At 35.0% G+C, this 12,877-nt stretch carries 15 protein-coding genes; 7 read left to right on the top strand and 8 right to left on the bottom strand.

All coding sequences use genetic code 11. The features are described from left to right. Positions 1–438: 438 nt before the first annotated feature. A complete protein-coding gene (locus tag BQ2679_RS01995) occupies positions 439–774 on the top strand; it encodes a helix-turn-helix domain-containing protein (RefSeq protein ID WP_049526020.1) in 336 nt (111 codons plus the stop codon). Between the two features lie 227 nt (positions 775–1,001). On the opposite strand, the gene BQ2679_RS01990 is transcribed toward BQ2679_RS01995, so the two are convergent. Continuing rightward, positions 1,002–2,033 (bottom strand): S66 family peptidase, encoded by a 1,032-nt coding sequence (locus BQ2679_RS01990; RefSeq protein WP_075565667.1) that lies wholly within the window; start codon positions 2,031–2,033, stop codon positions 1,002–1,004. Between the two features lie 381 nt (positions 2,034–2,414). Between BQ2679_RS01990 and BQ2679_RS01985 the strand changes: the two genes are divergently transcribed. From BQ2679_RS01985 to BQ2679_RS01975, 3 genes are all read left to right on the top strand, one after another. Then, entirely contained in the window at positions 2,415–3,275 is an 861-nt protein-coding gene (locus BQ2679_RS01985) for an ImmA/IrrE family metallo-endopeptidase (RefSeq protein WP_075565664.1), read from the top strand. Between the two features lie 8 nt (positions 3,276–3,283). Then, positions 3,284–3,970, top strand: coding sequence for a helix-turn-helix domain-containing protein (locus BQ2679_RS01980; RefSeq protein ID WP_075565662.1), 687 nt, complete (start codon positions 3,284–3,286; stop codon positions 3,968–3,970). 204 nt (positions 3,971–4,174) lie between these two features. Further along, positions 4,175–4,708 (top strand): hypothetical protein, encoded by a 534-nt coding sequence (locus tag BQ2679_RS01975; protein WP_262362236.1) that lies wholly within the window; start codon positions 4,175–4,177, stop codon positions 4,706–4,708. Positions 4,709–5,065: 357 nt separating this feature from the next. Here the strand turns inward: BQ2679_RS01975 and BQ2679_RS01970 are convergent, their stop codons facing one another. Further along, on the bottom strand, positions 5,066–5,380 hold the full coding sequence (locus BQ2679_RS01970; protein WP_083237571.1) for a winged helix-turn-helix transcriptional regulator: 315 nt from the start codon (positions 5,378–5,380) through the stop codon (positions 5,066–5,068). Between the two features lie 89 nt (positions 5,381–5,469). On the opposite strand from BQ2679_RS01970, the gene BQ2679_RS01965 reads away from it, so the two are divergent. Continuing rightward, complete coding sequence (locus BQ2679_RS01965) at positions 5,470–5,775, top strand: YciI family protein (RefSeq protein WP_075565660.1); 306 nt, start codon at positions 5,470–5,472, stop codon at positions 5,773–5,775. 346 nt (positions 5,776–6,121) lie between these two features. Here the strand turns inward: BQ2679_RS01965 and BQ2679_RS01960 are convergent, their stop codons facing one another. From BQ2679_RS01960 to BQ2679_RS01945, 4 genes are all read right to left on the bottom strand, one after another. Continuing rightward, positions 6,122–6,484 carry a hypothetical protein gene (locus BQ2679_RS01960; RefSeq protein WP_075565658.1) on the bottom strand — a complete coding sequence of 121 codons (363 nt, stop codon included), beginning with the start codon at positions 6,482–6,484 and terminating at the stop codon, positions 6,122–6,124. A 359-nt stretch (positions 6,485–6,843) separates the two neighbouring features. Continuing rightward, a complete protein-coding gene (locus BQ2679_RS01955) occupies positions 6,844–7,398 on the bottom strand; it encodes a histidine phosphatase family protein (RefSeq protein ID WP_075565656.1) in 555 nt (184 codons plus the stop codon). 221 nt (positions 7,399–7,619) lie between these two features. Continuing rightward, a complete protein-coding gene (locus tag BQ2679_RS01950) occupies positions 7,620–7,895 on the bottom strand; it encodes a helix-turn-helix domain-containing protein (protein WP_075565654.1) in 276 nt (91 codons plus the stop codon). Beyond that, positions 7,882–8,247 carry a type II toxin-antitoxin system RelE/ParE family toxin gene (locus BQ2679_RS01945; RefSeq protein ID WP_061597416.1) on the bottom strand — a complete coding sequence of 122 codons (366 nt, stop codon included), beginning with the start codon at positions 8,245–8,247 and terminating at the stop codon, positions 7,882–7,884. Before BQ2679_RS01945 ends, BQ2679_RS01950 begins: the two co-directional genes overlap by 14 nt. A gap of 413 nt (positions 8,248–8,660) precedes the next feature. Between BQ2679_RS01945 and BQ2679_RS01940 the strand changes: the two genes are divergently transcribed. Then, positions 8,661–10,103 carry a serine/threonine-protein kinase gene (locus BQ2679_RS01940; protein WP_244491692.1) on the top strand — a complete coding sequence of 481 codons (1,443 nt, stop codon included), beginning with the start codon at positions 8,661–8,663 and terminating at the stop codon, positions 10,101–10,103. A gap of 430 nt (positions 10,104–10,533) precedes the next feature. On the opposite strand, the gene rpmG is transcribed toward BQ2679_RS01940, so the two are convergent. Beyond that, on the bottom strand, positions 10,534–10,683 hold the full coding sequence (rpmG, locus tag BQ2679_RS01935; RefSeq protein WP_001265622.1) for a 50S ribosomal protein L33: 150 nt from the start codon (positions 10,681–10,683) through the stop codon (positions 10,534–10,536). 15 nt (positions 10,684–10,698) lie between these two features. Further along, positions 10,699–10,881, bottom strand: a complete 183-nt coding sequence (gene rpmF, locus BQ2679_RS01930) for a 50S ribosomal protein L32 (protein ID WP_000290417.1) — start codon at positions 10,879–10,881, stop codon at positions 10,699–10,701. A gap of 220 nt (positions 10,882–11,101) precedes the next feature. Between rpmF and ilvD the strand changes: the two genes are divergently transcribed. Continuing rightward, positions 11,102–12,805, top strand: a complete 1,704-nt coding sequence (gene ilvD / locus BQ2679_RS01925) for a dihydroxy-acid dehydratase (RefSeq protein WP_075565650.1) — start codon at positions 11,102–11,104, stop codon at positions 12,803–12,805. The last annotated feature ends 72 nt before the right edge of the window (positions 12,806–12,877 follow it).

Genomic DNA, 12,877 nt, shown 5'->3' with positions numbered 1-12,877 from the left:
GGTGCTTTGCGTCAATTACCATCGCTTTCCCAGCCAATCTCTTCAGGTAGTCATGATCATACCCAAGGGATTCTCTTACGCCCTTTGGCGAAGCCAGTTCACTTTACTATTCGGAAAAGTGCGAAAGTCCGAAATGCGTGGAAGCCCACAAGAATTGATTCTTGTTTTTTATCTTCACTTCAACCATAAAACGGACTTGACTTTTCTTATCAAAACATTTACAATAAAGGTACGAAGTTTATGTGTAGTTCTGATGATCAGTCCTCTGGTTGTCAGACGCACTTTTTATTTAATTGTCAATGATCTAAACCTTCTAAAATAAGGTTATTATTTTTAGAAGATATATACTCTTTCGAATATATTTATATTATATACTCGTTTGAGTATATTGTCAAGAGATTATTGCAAAATATTTTAAAATTTTTTGAGGAATTAGAAATGGGATTTCCAGAACGATTAAAAGAACTCCGTTTGAAAAAAGGATTGACACAAAAGGAAATTGCGGAAGAATTTGGTATCAAGCAACCTAATTATCAGCAATGGGAAAGTGGAAAAAGAAAACCATCGTCTAAAACTTTAGAGAAATTTGCGAATTTCTTTGGAGTTACGATGGACTACCTTGCGGGAAATGATGAAGAGTTAGATAATGTTGAACTGCTTTTTCGTATGAATTCAAAAGGTTTAACTGAGGAAGAAAAAGAAATCTTCAAAAAAGAGTTGATTGAGTTTATGGAAGAACGCAAGAAGGCGTTTGGGAAAGATATAGATCAATAAAGAAAATGCAATATGGAAAGTTTTGATCTAAGGACTTTTTCTTCAATCTGAAGAGGCTGGGACAAAAGTCCTAGCCTCTTAATTGTTTTTGGATTGTCGAGCAAGACGCAGTGGTTGAGTGGACTCTACCACACTGATTTCATCAGCTTTTACAGCCCTACTCAACTTTGCGGAGGTAGGACGAAGAAATCGAATTCTAACGAATTACCAATTTGTGTCCCGCTCTCTTATTTGTTATAGTCAAAGCGAATGACTTGCTCCGTTGCGTCTACATACGCGTGGACTCCAAAGGGAACAATTGCTCTTGGTGTGGCATGACCAACGTTTAGATTATAGACAATCGGGGTATTGCTGTCAATGATATCCAATAGTGCCTCTTTATAGTCGTTATAGAAAGTTTCATCCATAGGTTTTCCGACCAAGAGTCCACTGATGACTTCAAATATCCCAGTTTCTTTTAAAGCCTGCAACATTTTTTTGAAATCATCAGGTTCAGGCTTTTCTTCACTTGTTTCTAGCAATAGAATCTTTCCTTTCCAGTCGGATAAGTCAGGGAAGAGTCTGTACTTTTGGCAGAGCTCTGTACTGTCTACATATCGAGAGTTGTCAAAGATATCGTAGAGGGATTCGAGGCAACCACCGAGGATTTTTCCCTCGAACTGGGCAGTTCCTTGTAACAAGTCAAAACCTGTATTTGCATGGCTGACACGAGGTATTCCCAAAGCTTTGGGACTGAAGTCAGTTCTTTCCTCATACCAAACGTCACTAGGTCGAATTTCCGAGATTCTTCCCGTCTCAATCAATTCTTTGAAGTAGTGGAGGCTGTATGGCAACATTTCTTTGTCTAACTCACAAATGTCTGCTAAAAAGGATTGACCATAAAAAGTCTTGATTCCTAGTTTATGCAACATGAGGTGGTTCATAGTTGTATCCGAGAAGCCAAGAAAAATTTTTTGTTTGATAACCTTTTGTAGTTGGTCATTTTCAAAAAGATAAGGCAATAAACGATAGGTATCGTCTCCACCGATGGCGCATAAGATCATGTCGATGCTTTCATCAGAAAATGCCTGCATCAAATCCTCCGCACGAGCTTCAGGATGTTCTTTGATAAAGTCTAAGCCTTTTAGCGAATGGGGTAAAAAGATAGGATTGAGTCCGAGGCCCTTGAGACGTTGGACACCCAAGTCCATTTCGTGTTTGACAAAGTCTTCTCCGATAATCCCACTAGATAAACTTATAATACCAATAGTAGAAGTCATATATTATCCTCCTAGAAATAAATTGATACTATTGTATCACAAAAAATGATAGAAAAATATAAGGAATAGAGTAGAGGTACGATTTTATGTCAATAAAGCAATAGAAAAAAACTCTCGAAATATAGACAAGCTCTATCGACAATAGAAAATAGACCTTTTAGAAGTTGGTTACCAAATAGTTAAATCTCTTAGGAATTTTGATGTAACGGTATTTATAAAAGTTTTTTACTTAATACTCTAAAAGAAACAGATTGAAGAAAGTTACCTAAAATGGACTTTTTCTTCACTCTGAAAAGTGGACAATCGTCTACTTTTTTTATATAATTAACTCAACCAAATCGGTTTAGTTTTGTAATTTGTACTTAAAGGAGGTATCATTCTTTGGATGAATTGTATACAAGAATAAGTAAGGCTACAAAGCATGTGTTATACCAGTACATGAAAGATAATGATATTTCATTACTAAATTATAATTTCAATTACTTTTTTCAACATTGTATTCAGAAATATCAGATTCAAGTGATTAGTCACCACTTCTCGAATCACAAGATTGAGGGATTAACTGTTATTGATGAATTAGGTATTAGTTTTTCTTATGAGAAAGATAATCCAATTGTAAAACAGAATTTTACTCTGTGTCATGAACTGGGGCATTTTATACTTAAGCACGAAGGCACTTATTTTGCAGAATCTATTGATAATCAGGAGAACCTACTAGAGCGAGAGGCAAATATTTTCTCTGCTATAGTATTAATGCCTGACATTGTTTTGTTGTCAAAGATTTATTATAGTTGCGACACCTTTCAACACATTCAAAATAGTCTGGATGTTTCAAAGCAGGCATTGTTCTTTCGCCTTTTAGATCTTCTTAGAGAGTATTATCCCGAACAAGAAAGTACCATTAAACAAGCTATCGATGCTTATATTGATGGACAAAATGCTTCTCTACTCCTTTTGTTTCACGGTATCAAAGAACAGATTATAAAGGAGTTCAACAACTATCAGACTTCTCTAATCAATAAGATTGAGCAATCAGTAATCAAAAAAGGCTTTGTGACTAGCCAAGAATATCCAGAGCTTCTAGATCAACACAATTGGAAAACAATAAAGACTTACTGTGACAATTTAAGAGTGTGGCTCGTTTATAACAAAGGAAAATCTATAGCTTATGTTTGGGATAAAAATAGGCTAACGGACAAAGAGGCAAGACAAAAAGCTGAATTGAAACTACTGTTAATGTGAGGTAAGTGATGTATCAACCAGAAAAACTAAAGGCTCGTAGAAAAGAGCTAAAAATGACTCAAAAAGATATTGCGGATCGATTAGGTATTAGTTATCAAGCTTATTCCGCATGGGAGCGTGGAGTAAAACAACCATCCAAAGAAAAAGTAAAGCAGTTAGAGCATATTCTAGATGTCCCAATAGGTTATTTTACAGAGCTTGAATTCGTTCGGCTATATAATGCTCTATCGGATGAAGGAAAAGGTCAAGCACTTAGCTATGTCAGAAACCTAGTTGAAAAAGAAACATGTAAGAACGTTGTTTCAATATCAGCAAAACTATACGAATACCATGTTTACGAAAAAATGTCGGCTGGTATCGGTTCATCAGTTTATAATGATCAGGACTATGATACTGTTTATTTTGATGAAGAACTAGCTCATGACTTCGCTTCATGGGTATCTGGAGACTCGATGGAGCCCAAATATAAAAATGGCTCTGTGGCTCTCATTCGTGAGACAGGGTTTGATTATGATGGAGCAGTTTATGCCGTAGTCTGCAATAGCCAGACTTATATTAAACGAGTTTATCGTGAGGAACATGGATTAAGATTAGTTTCTATCAATCCAAAATATCAAGATATTTTTCTTTCATATGATGAAGATCCACGAATAGTAGGAATTATTGTTGGTAATTTTGTACCAATAAAACTCTAACAACATTTTATTTACGTTTATTTTCTATTTCTGATGATTATGTAATAGAGGAATGTAGAAATCATTTACATGAAAACTCTATACGCCAACCCTTTAAATATTTAGACAAATTACAAATATTACAGAAATATTTCAAAAAACACTTGACAATATGTAATTTCGTAATATAATAGTGTGTATCAAATGAAGTGAGGTATCATGATGATGAAAAAATGGACAAGTTTAGCACTTCTAGGATTAGCTTCTGCAAGCCTACTCGTAGCTTGTGGTTCAAAAAAAGAGGAGAGCAAATCTTCTGCCAAAGAAGCACAAACAACGGTGAAGTCTAGTCAGAAAAAAGCAAAAGCATCTTCTGGAAAGAAAGAGACAAAAACTGCTGAAGCTAGTGCCGCTTCTAGTACAACAACTACTGCACCAACACAAGCGCAAGCTCAAACACCAACGCAACCAAGTCAAGGTAACAGTGCTAATCAAGCTGGAACCACAACTTCTAAATCTGATCCGAAAACAGGTTATGGCGGTTGGGAAGCCACTTCTGGTACTTTGGAGTTGTTAAAAGATACCCCTGTCTATGCTTCACCTGATAAAAGCAGCGGTGTTGCTTATGTACAACCTCAAGCAAACATTGAGTGGGACAATTACATGTACGAAAACGGTGAGTGGTGGTACAGCTTTGTTCAAAAAAATCGTGACCAAGAAGTTCGATATTACATTGCTTATTCAGATGTAGGCTATTGATAGAAAAAGAGAGGGCCATTACACACCAATTTTATTTGTAACAGGGCTTAATGAAGATTTTGATTATAGCAAATACACTGATTTCCGTGTTTCCCTTACAAAATAAAAACATATTCAATGCTCTTAAAATTAACAACACCCTGAAAGTTAGATTTTCCATCTATCTTTCAGGGTGTGTTTTTATATCCTAATTAAGTATGAAATTAAAACTTCATAGCTCTATTTCTACTTATATTGTTGAAGTGCTTTATTATAGTCTAACAAAAAAGCCGTCGGAAAAACGGCTTTCGAAGATGAGTGGTTAAAATGCCAGGTTAAGTGGTGCGATAGTAGACATTAAACAAAATTCAAAATAGACTACAGCCATTCTTTTCCCCACTGATTCAAGTCTCTTAAAATCGGCATAAGCGATTTGCCTTTTTCTGTAAGCTGGTATTCGGTATGAAGAGGCATGGATTCAAAATCAACTTTCTTAACCAATTGATGTTCCAGTAAGACATCCAGTCCGCGTGTCAAACTAATCGTTGTGATTCCTTCGACTTCTCTTCTTAACTTGTTAAAACGAATCGTTTGGTGCTTGTTGATCACCCATAAGATATTCATCCTCCACTTGCCACCAACTACATCCAAAACTTGTGACATACTACAATTCCAATTTTTATTTGTCAGCATTATTTCTCCTTACAAAAATGTGCCTACTGTTCAAGCGGTTTCCTAAGTATTATAATCTATTTATCATTCATTTTAAAGGAGTTATATTTATGTTTATTGTAAACCTCACCTATATCAAGCCACTAGAGGAAGTTGAAAAGCACCTACAACAGCATATCATCTTTTTAGAACAACACTATAAAAAAGGCTATTTTATCGCGTCTGGTAGAAAAAATCCAAGAACCGGTGGTATTATTCTCGCAAAAGCAAACCATAAAAAATTAATCCAAAAAATCATTACACAAGATCCATTCTACCAAAATGAAATTGCTCAATATGACATCATTGAATTTGAGGCAAGTAAGTATTGTCCGGAATTTGAAACTATCATCAGTAAACCTTTTGACGACAAGTAGGTTTCTTCCCTATCCATAGGTGGATAGGGTTTTTCATTGTTCATTACACGCTCTAAACATTCAACACTAGATTGCAGATGAAACATTTCATATTTTCTATCTACTTCATTTCGAGAATTCCATAGTCCTTCTAGATGTCGCTTTATATGCCAGATCGCTCTTCTAATATTTTCTTCTTTTAAATTATTCATGAATACATTGTATAGTAAAATATAATCCAATCTCTTTGATTAAACTAATTTGCATGAAATATAAACTATCGGTTAAGAATAAGCTTAAAAGTTTTTTGAAGTAATCTATTCAGCACAAAAAAACACCTATTCGGAAAAAATAGGTGTGAATGATGTTATTTATATCCATATTGTTTTAGAGCCTTTTTATATGCTTCGCTATCTTTAAGATAGTAGTCATGCTTAATTCCACTAATATCAACAGAAAAGACCCCATCTTTAAATGAATATTCTTCTGTTCGACTAGCAATGTTTTGTCCAGTTAATTCGATCGTATTCTTTTGTTTGTTAATGGTAAAGCCGTCGGCTTCTCCATGCTCTATGGAAGCATTATCTCCTTTAATAGTAAACGCTAACTCGTTTCTTTCACTTGAGATCCAATAATACTCACCATCTAAAGATTGGTAGTTGTTTTTAGAGCAAGCAATTAACGTAATTATTGATAATGAAAGTAGTAGTATACCTATTAATTTTCTCATAATCTGTGCCTCCTTCTATAATTTTAACTATACCAAAATAATATTACAAGAGTGTGTCAGTGTCTGTTATAACGAAAAAATGAAAAAATGTCTATTATAACCTCAAATAACTATTCAGAATATAATTTTTTACTGAATATAATTAAGAAAAAACTAATCACGGTACTACCCTGGAACGTTATTTAGTTACCCTGTTTGAAGATTATAATTTCAAGCAAAGTCAACGAATCCATAATGGGTTTGGCCAATGTTCTGACACACTTGAAAGCTTATTTGATTAAAACTCCATAACTCTACTAGGGTGTTTACACAAAATTATTGACAGTATCAAATAAAATCAGATAGATTGAACTAAATGATTACCCAGAAGTAACTTTCATAATTCTTTTCACACTATCATCTTTGTCAACTAGAAAGCAATCTGGAAAAGTCATCTGCTTCCATTTTTTATAATCAAAATTTGGATCAAAATGATTGATTAAGATTCCTAGCAAATTTCCATGAGAACTCAGTAAAATGGTTTTATCTGAATACCTTTCTTCTAAATCCTGCAATAAATCTAAGATTCTCATTAATGCTTCTTGATTAGACTCACCTCCAATAAGTGATTTATCTGGATTTTGCCATAAATATTGAATTGTTTCTTCAAACTCAGAATCTTCAATAAATCTTGAAGATAATTTTCTTTCACGCAAACGATCATCAAGCACTATCTTGTCAAATTGTACAGGAGAACTATTTACTGTCTCAAAAGCTCGCTTATAAGGACTAGAAAAATAGTAATCAATATTAAAAGAATTCAAAAACTCCAATTGCTTTAGAGATACAAATCCTTCTTCCGATAAAGTTCTATTAAAATCATCACTTGAAAATCTCGAATGAGCATGTCTAAGTAAAATATAAGAATTGTTCATGAATTATAATTACGCTGAAAATACATATAAGGAGGAAAGTTGTTTTATAAGCTCATATTATCTTACTTAACTATTAATTGTCAAGTAGATTCATTCATTTTACTCACACAAAAACCCCACCCAATGGGCAGGTTTTATCTGTTTTATTCAGCTAAATTAAGCTTTCAAAAAAGCTGATGAATTTATATTTCATCAGCTTTTTTGAGATCTTAATTTGACTATTAGCTTATGTTGATAGTTAGATTTTTATTCAGAGCAAGTGCAATTTTGCTCATTGTTTCAATGCTTGTGTTATTTCCACGTTCAATGCGAGCAATGGTAGACTGTGGGACATGAGATAGGGAAGCTAGCTCTCTTTGGGTGAGACCTGCTGTTTGTCGTGCGTCATAAACTGCAATAGCACTTTCCAAAATAGCTTTTTCAGTTAAAAAGCCTTCTTTAAAATTATTGTCTGCTAGTTCGTTTTCTAAAAAATCATCAAATTTAATTGTGGTCATGGTTGTTGTCCTCAAATTCTTTCTTTAAATCCTTAGCGTGTTTTATCTCACTCTGGGGTGTTTTTTGTGTTTTTTTGGTAAAGCCATGGGTGATGATATAGCGTTCATTGATAACATGAAAATAAAGTGCCCTTTGAATGTTAGAAGCAACCTTTGAGCGGATTTCAAAGATGTCGTCATCTAGCTTTTTCACCCATTCCATACGTTGAGCAACTAAAAGACCATGCTCTTGTATAGTGGCGATAGTTGCCAGTAATTTTTGTTTGTCTTTAATTGGTATAGTTTGTAAAAATTCTAGGAACTCGGTGTGTCCATTTAACCGAGTATAAAACTCAAATTTTGGCTTTTTCATTGTACCTCCATGATAGCATATATTGTTCTTTTCTTCAAGAATAATGGTGTGAACTTTATCCAAATTCTATGCTACAATCATATAGTAATTATGTATTTTTTATTCTTAATCTTAGTTTTGGTTGTGAAAATAGTAGTAAATTTATTCCATCTGTTGACGGTTGAGATAAACTCTAAGTGACATTTATGTATGCCAAAGGAACACTTTGGGTATTTCTTGTAATTTTAGATTAATTTCTATATTAGGATAGTGTTGTATCATGTTGTTAAAAAATTGAAAAGATAAATATCATAGATTCGATTTGGTATAATAGTAATTGAAATTGATGTGCAGTAATTTTTGTTTAACTTGAGAATTGTTTTATAAGTTAGAATGGGATCATAATGTCGAAAATCACATTTCATGATAAAAACATGATAAAAAAATTTTTTAATGAGGGTGGATATGTTCTAGATTTTTCAAATCGTACTTTTGATAAATTTACTTATCACTCCATTGGTGTAAAAATTCAGGAAAAGTACGGTTTGTCAAAAGGAAAGTCATTTGAAGCATATATAGATGAAGCTCTTGATAACGATATTATTAAGTTGGTAAGGGATTTACTAACTTATTATGATGACCTTCCAGATAGTAGTTCTGAAAAGACTGATATTAAAAATAAACAAGCAGAGAAGTTAAAAGAAAAGCTAAATTCCTATTCCCATATGGGGAAAGAAATAATAAAAACTGACGAGTCCTTTCTCACTAAAGGTGGCTTTGCTGAAATTTATTTACAAAAACATTCTCAACGGATTGTGAAAAAGTTGAAAAATGAATATAAACAGAACTCTGCTCTAAAAAGTCGCTTTAAAAGAGAGTTTGAAATTATGCAGTCTCTATCGCAAGTAAATGGGATTATTAAAGTTTATGAATTCGATGAGTCAGAGTTTAGCTATACGATGGAGAAAGCTGATTTTACTTTAAATGATTATATTGTAAATAATGAATTAAAATTAAACCAAATATTTAATCTGTTGTTTCAAATATTGACAATAATGGCTGATGTTCATTCTCGAGGTATCTATCATAGAGATTTGAGTCCAAGCAATATTTTTCTATGTGATGGGCTTATAAAGATATCTGATTTTGGATTAGCTAAAGATTCTACTGTCAATCATTCTCATTTGACTATGAACACAAATAATTATGGGCAGTTTTATTATTGTGCGCCAGAACAGATAACTGGTCTAAAAAATGCAACTAAAATGAGTGATGTCTATTCATTAGGAAAGGTGGTTAATTTTTGTTTAACTGGAAACCCAACTAACGAAAAACATGTTCTACGAACTTTTGTTCAAAAAGCCACCTCTTATCAACCAGAATTAAGATTTAGAGATGCAGGGGAAATGCTTGAACAACTAAGTTATCACCTGCGAATTTTTCATCAAAAGGATTCAAAGCAGAAAATATTTAAAAAAATTCAGCAGAGAGAATATGATGAAACAATAACGATATATCTTAATAATATTTCGAATGTGGATTTGTGTCGGGAACTTATTGACATAGGAGAGAATTACAAATTGGCTTGCATTAAATTTATGAAAATAAGCCCAGAAAATGCACTATTCTTGATTCAAAAACTTTTTCCATCATTAAAAGAAGTTGCAACCTCTTTTTCTTCAAATGATATCTTTGCATCTCTTGCATTTGATGTATTAAAAGATGAGCATTTTGATTACTTGAGTAAAGAAATGGCTGCAAGGATGTTATATTATGTAGCTCGGGAAGTAAATCGTTTCTATGCCCAGAGGCTTATAGAGGACTTGAAACATAGTTCTATCGAACCAATGTTAGAAAATATTTTAGATGGTGAGTAATTATGTAGATTTGGCTTAAGTTGGGAATGATATTTTCAGATGGTGTGAACTTTTGGTAAAATTCTAGCTCAGTTAGTGTATTTTAGGATTAAAATTCACACCATTCAAATGAAATTAGTTGAAATTGAATGAAATAACGCTTTCAGATAAATCTAAAAGTGCCTGATATTAAAGGCTTTTGAGATTTATTTAAACAAAAGTTGTTCAAACCAGGTCATACGGTTTGTGAGAAAAAGAACACATAACAAAAAGAGGAGCTTCACAATAAAGTTCCTCTTCTTTTAAATATCCGAATCATTATTCTTATTTCAAAAAAGGTAGTGAAAAAGGTAGTGATTCGGTTGATTTATATTGCAATGTAGTGAAATTTAGAATTTCAAGAATCGCTTAAAATCAAGGTTTCTCACATCTATTGACGTGTAGTGAACCCCTATTTCACCTCAGTAAACACAACGTGTTTGCGAAGTTTTGGTGAGTATTTCTTCAATTGAAGACGGTCTGGGGTGTTACGTTTGTTTTTAGAAGTAAGGTACAAGCGTTCACCAGATTCTTTGTGTTCAAGTGTAATATTTACGCGCATGGTATCTCCCTTCTATTATTCAGCTGATGCAGCTTTAGCGATCTTACGTCCTTTGTAGTATCCTTTAAGTGATACACGGTGAGAACGTGAGTAATCTCCAGTAGTTTCGTCAAAGTTTACAGATGGAGCTGTTACTTTGTAGTGTGTACGACGTTTGTTTTTCTTCGCTTTTGAAGTGCGACGTGCAGGTACTGCCATTTTGATTTCTCCTTTTAGTATGTATATTCGATTCAATCTTATGATTTTCATCAACCATATTAGAATAACACATTTTTTTTGTAAAGTAAAGTTACTTGACAAAAAAAGATGAATTTTTTTATAGTTTACCACCGAATTGTCTGAAAATTTAAAAATTTTCTTCTGTTATTCAGGTCAAATTTGTGCTATAATGGTAAAAACTGAAATGGGAGGGACTTAAATGACAGAATTAGATAAACGTCACCGTAGTAGTGTCTATGACAGCATGGTAAAATCACCTAACCGTGCCATGCTTCGTGCGACTGGTATGACAGATAAGGACTTTGAAACACCGATTGTTGGGGTCATTTCGACTTGGGCAGAAAACACACCGTGTAATATTCACTTGCATGACTTTGGGAAATTGGCTAAAGAAGGGGTTAAATCTGCTGGTGCTTGGCCTGTGCAGTTTGGAACCATTACCGTAGCCGACGGTATTGCCATGGGAACACCGGGTATGCGCTTCTCCCTAACGTCTCGTGATATCATCGCGGACTCTATCGAAGCAGCTATGGGTGGCCATAACGTCGATGCCTTCGTCGCTATCGGTGGTTGTGACAAGAACATGCCTGGTTCCATGATTGCCATTGCCAATATGGATATCCCAGCTATTTTCGCTTACGGTGGTACTATCGCCCCTGGAAAACTGGATGGCAAAGACATCGACTTGGTTTCTGTATTTGAAGGAATCGGTAAGTGGAATCACGGCGATATGACTGCTGAGGACGTGAAACGTCTGGAATGTAATGCCTGCCCTGGCCCTGGTGGTTGTGGTGGTATGTATACAGCTAATACCATGGCTACTGCTATCGAAGTTTTGGGGTTGAGTTTGCCAGGTTCTTCTTCTCACCCAGCTGAATCAGCTGATAAGAAAGAAGATATCGAAGCAGCAGGACGTGCTGTTGTCAAAATGCTTGAACTTGGTATCAAGCCTTCAGATATCTTAACTCGTGAAGCCTTTGAAGATGCCATTACAGTAACTATGGCTCTAGGTGGTTCTACCAACGCCACTCTTCACTTGCTTGCCATTGCCCACGCAGCTAATGTTGACTTGTCACTTGAGGACTTTAATACGATCCAAGAGCGTGTGCCTCACTTGGCTGATTTGAAACCTTCTGGTCAGTATGTCTTCCAAGATCTCTACGAAGTTGGTGGTGTGCCTGCGGTTATGAAGTACTTGTTGGCAAATGGATTCCTTCACGGAGACCGTATCACATGTACTGGTAAGACCGTCGCTGAAAACTTGGCTGACTTTGCAGATCTTACACCAGGTCAAAAAGTCATCATGCCCCTTGAAAATCCTAAACGTGCAGACGGTCCACTGATCATCTTGAACGGTAATCTTGCTCCCGACGGTGCGGTTGCCAAAGTATCAGGTGTTAAGGTTCGCCGTCACGTTGGTCCAGCTAAGGTCTTCGACTCTGAAGAAGATGCTATCCAAGCTGTCTTGTCAGATGAAATCGTTGATGGCGATGTTGTCGTTGTTCGTTTCGTTGGTCCTAAGGGTGGTCCTGGTATGCCTGAAATGCTATCACTTTCATCAATGATCGTTGGTAAAGGCCAAGGAGACAAGGTTGCCCTCTTGACAGATGGCCGTTTCTCTGGTGGTACTTATGGTCTCGTTGTCGGACATATTGCTCCTGAAGCTCAGGATGGTGGACCAATTGCTTACCTTCGTACAGGCGATATTGTTACGGTTGACCAAGATACTAAAGAAATTTCCATGGACATTTCCGATGAAGAACTTGCAAAACGTAAGGCAGAAACAACCTTGCCACCACTTTATAGCCGTGGTGTCCTTGGTAAGTATGCCCATACCGTATCTTCTGCATCACGTGGTGCCGTTACAGATTTCTGGAATATGGAACAATCGGGTAAAAAATAACCACTTATATTATTCTATAAAGAATTACCTTATTACAGTCTAATATAATAGGCACACAAAAAGGATGAAGTT

This window comes from Streptococcus timonensis (assembly GCF_900095845.1).
Lineage (GTDB): Bacteria > Bacillota > Bacilli > Lactobacillales > Streptococcaceae > Streptococcus > Streptococcus timonensis.
The sequence above is the reverse complement of the archived record's forward strand: the minus strand, read 5'-3'. Positions and strand labels throughout refer to the sequence as shown.

Excerpts from the sequence above, each read along its gene's own strand:
- BQ2679_RS01945 (WP_061597416.1), bottom strand. The coding sequence starts at position 8,247 with ATGAAAAAGCCAAAATTTGAGTTTTATACTCGGTTAAATGGACACACC.
- BQ2679_RS01980 (WP_075565662.1), top strand. The coding sequence starts at position 3,284 with ATGTATCAACCAGAAAAACTAAAGGCTCGTAGAAAAGAGCTAAAAATG.
- BQ2679_RS01975 (WP_262362236.1), top strand. The coding sequence starts at position 4,175 with ATGAAAAAATGGACAAGTTTAGCACTTCTAGGATTAGCTTCTGCAAGC.
- BQ2679_RS01960 (WP_075565658.1), bottom strand. The coding sequence starts at position 6,484 with ATGAGAAAATTAATAGGTATACTACTACTTTCATTATCAATAATTACG.
- BQ2679_RS01965 (WP_075565660.1), top strand. The coding sequence starts at position 5,470 with ATGTTTATTGTAAACCTCACCTATATCAAGCCACTAGAGGAAGTTGAA.
- ilvD (WP_075565650.1), top strand. The coding sequence starts at position 11,102 with ATGACAGAATTAGATAAACGTCACCGTAGTAGTGTCTATGACAGCATG.
- BQ2679_RS01995 (WP_049526020.1), top strand. The coding sequence starts at position 439 with ATGGGATTTCCAGAACGATTAAAAGAACTCCGTTTGAAAAAAGGATTG.
- BQ2679_RS01940 (WP_244491692.1), top strand. The coding sequence starts at position 8,661 with ATGATAAAAAAATTTTTTAATGAGGGTGGATATGTTCTAGATTTTTCA.
- BQ2679_RS01990 (WP_075565667.1), bottom strand. The coding sequence starts at position 2,033 with ATGACTTCTACTATTGGTATTATAAGTTTATCTAGTGGGATTATCGGA.
- BQ2679_RS01970 (WP_083237571.1), bottom strand. The coding sequence starts at position 5,380 with ATGCTGACAAATAAAAATTGGAATTGTAGTATGTCACAAGTTTTGGAT.
- rpmG (WP_001265622.1), bottom strand. The coding sequence starts at position 10,683 with ATGCGCGTAAATATTACACTTGAACACAAAGAATCTGGTGAACGCTTG.
- BQ2679_RS01955 (WP_075565656.1), bottom strand. The coding sequence starts at position 7,398 with ATGAACAATTCTTATATTTTACTTAGACATGCTCATTCGAGATTTTCA.
- BQ2679_RS01950 (WP_075565654.1), bottom strand. The coding sequence starts at position 7,895 with ATGACCACAATTAAATTTGATGATTTTTTAGAAAACGAACTAGCAGAC.
- rpmF (WP_000290417.1), bottom strand. The coding sequence starts at position 10,881 with ATGGCAGTACCTGCACGTCGCACTTCAAAAGCGAAGAAAAACAAACGT.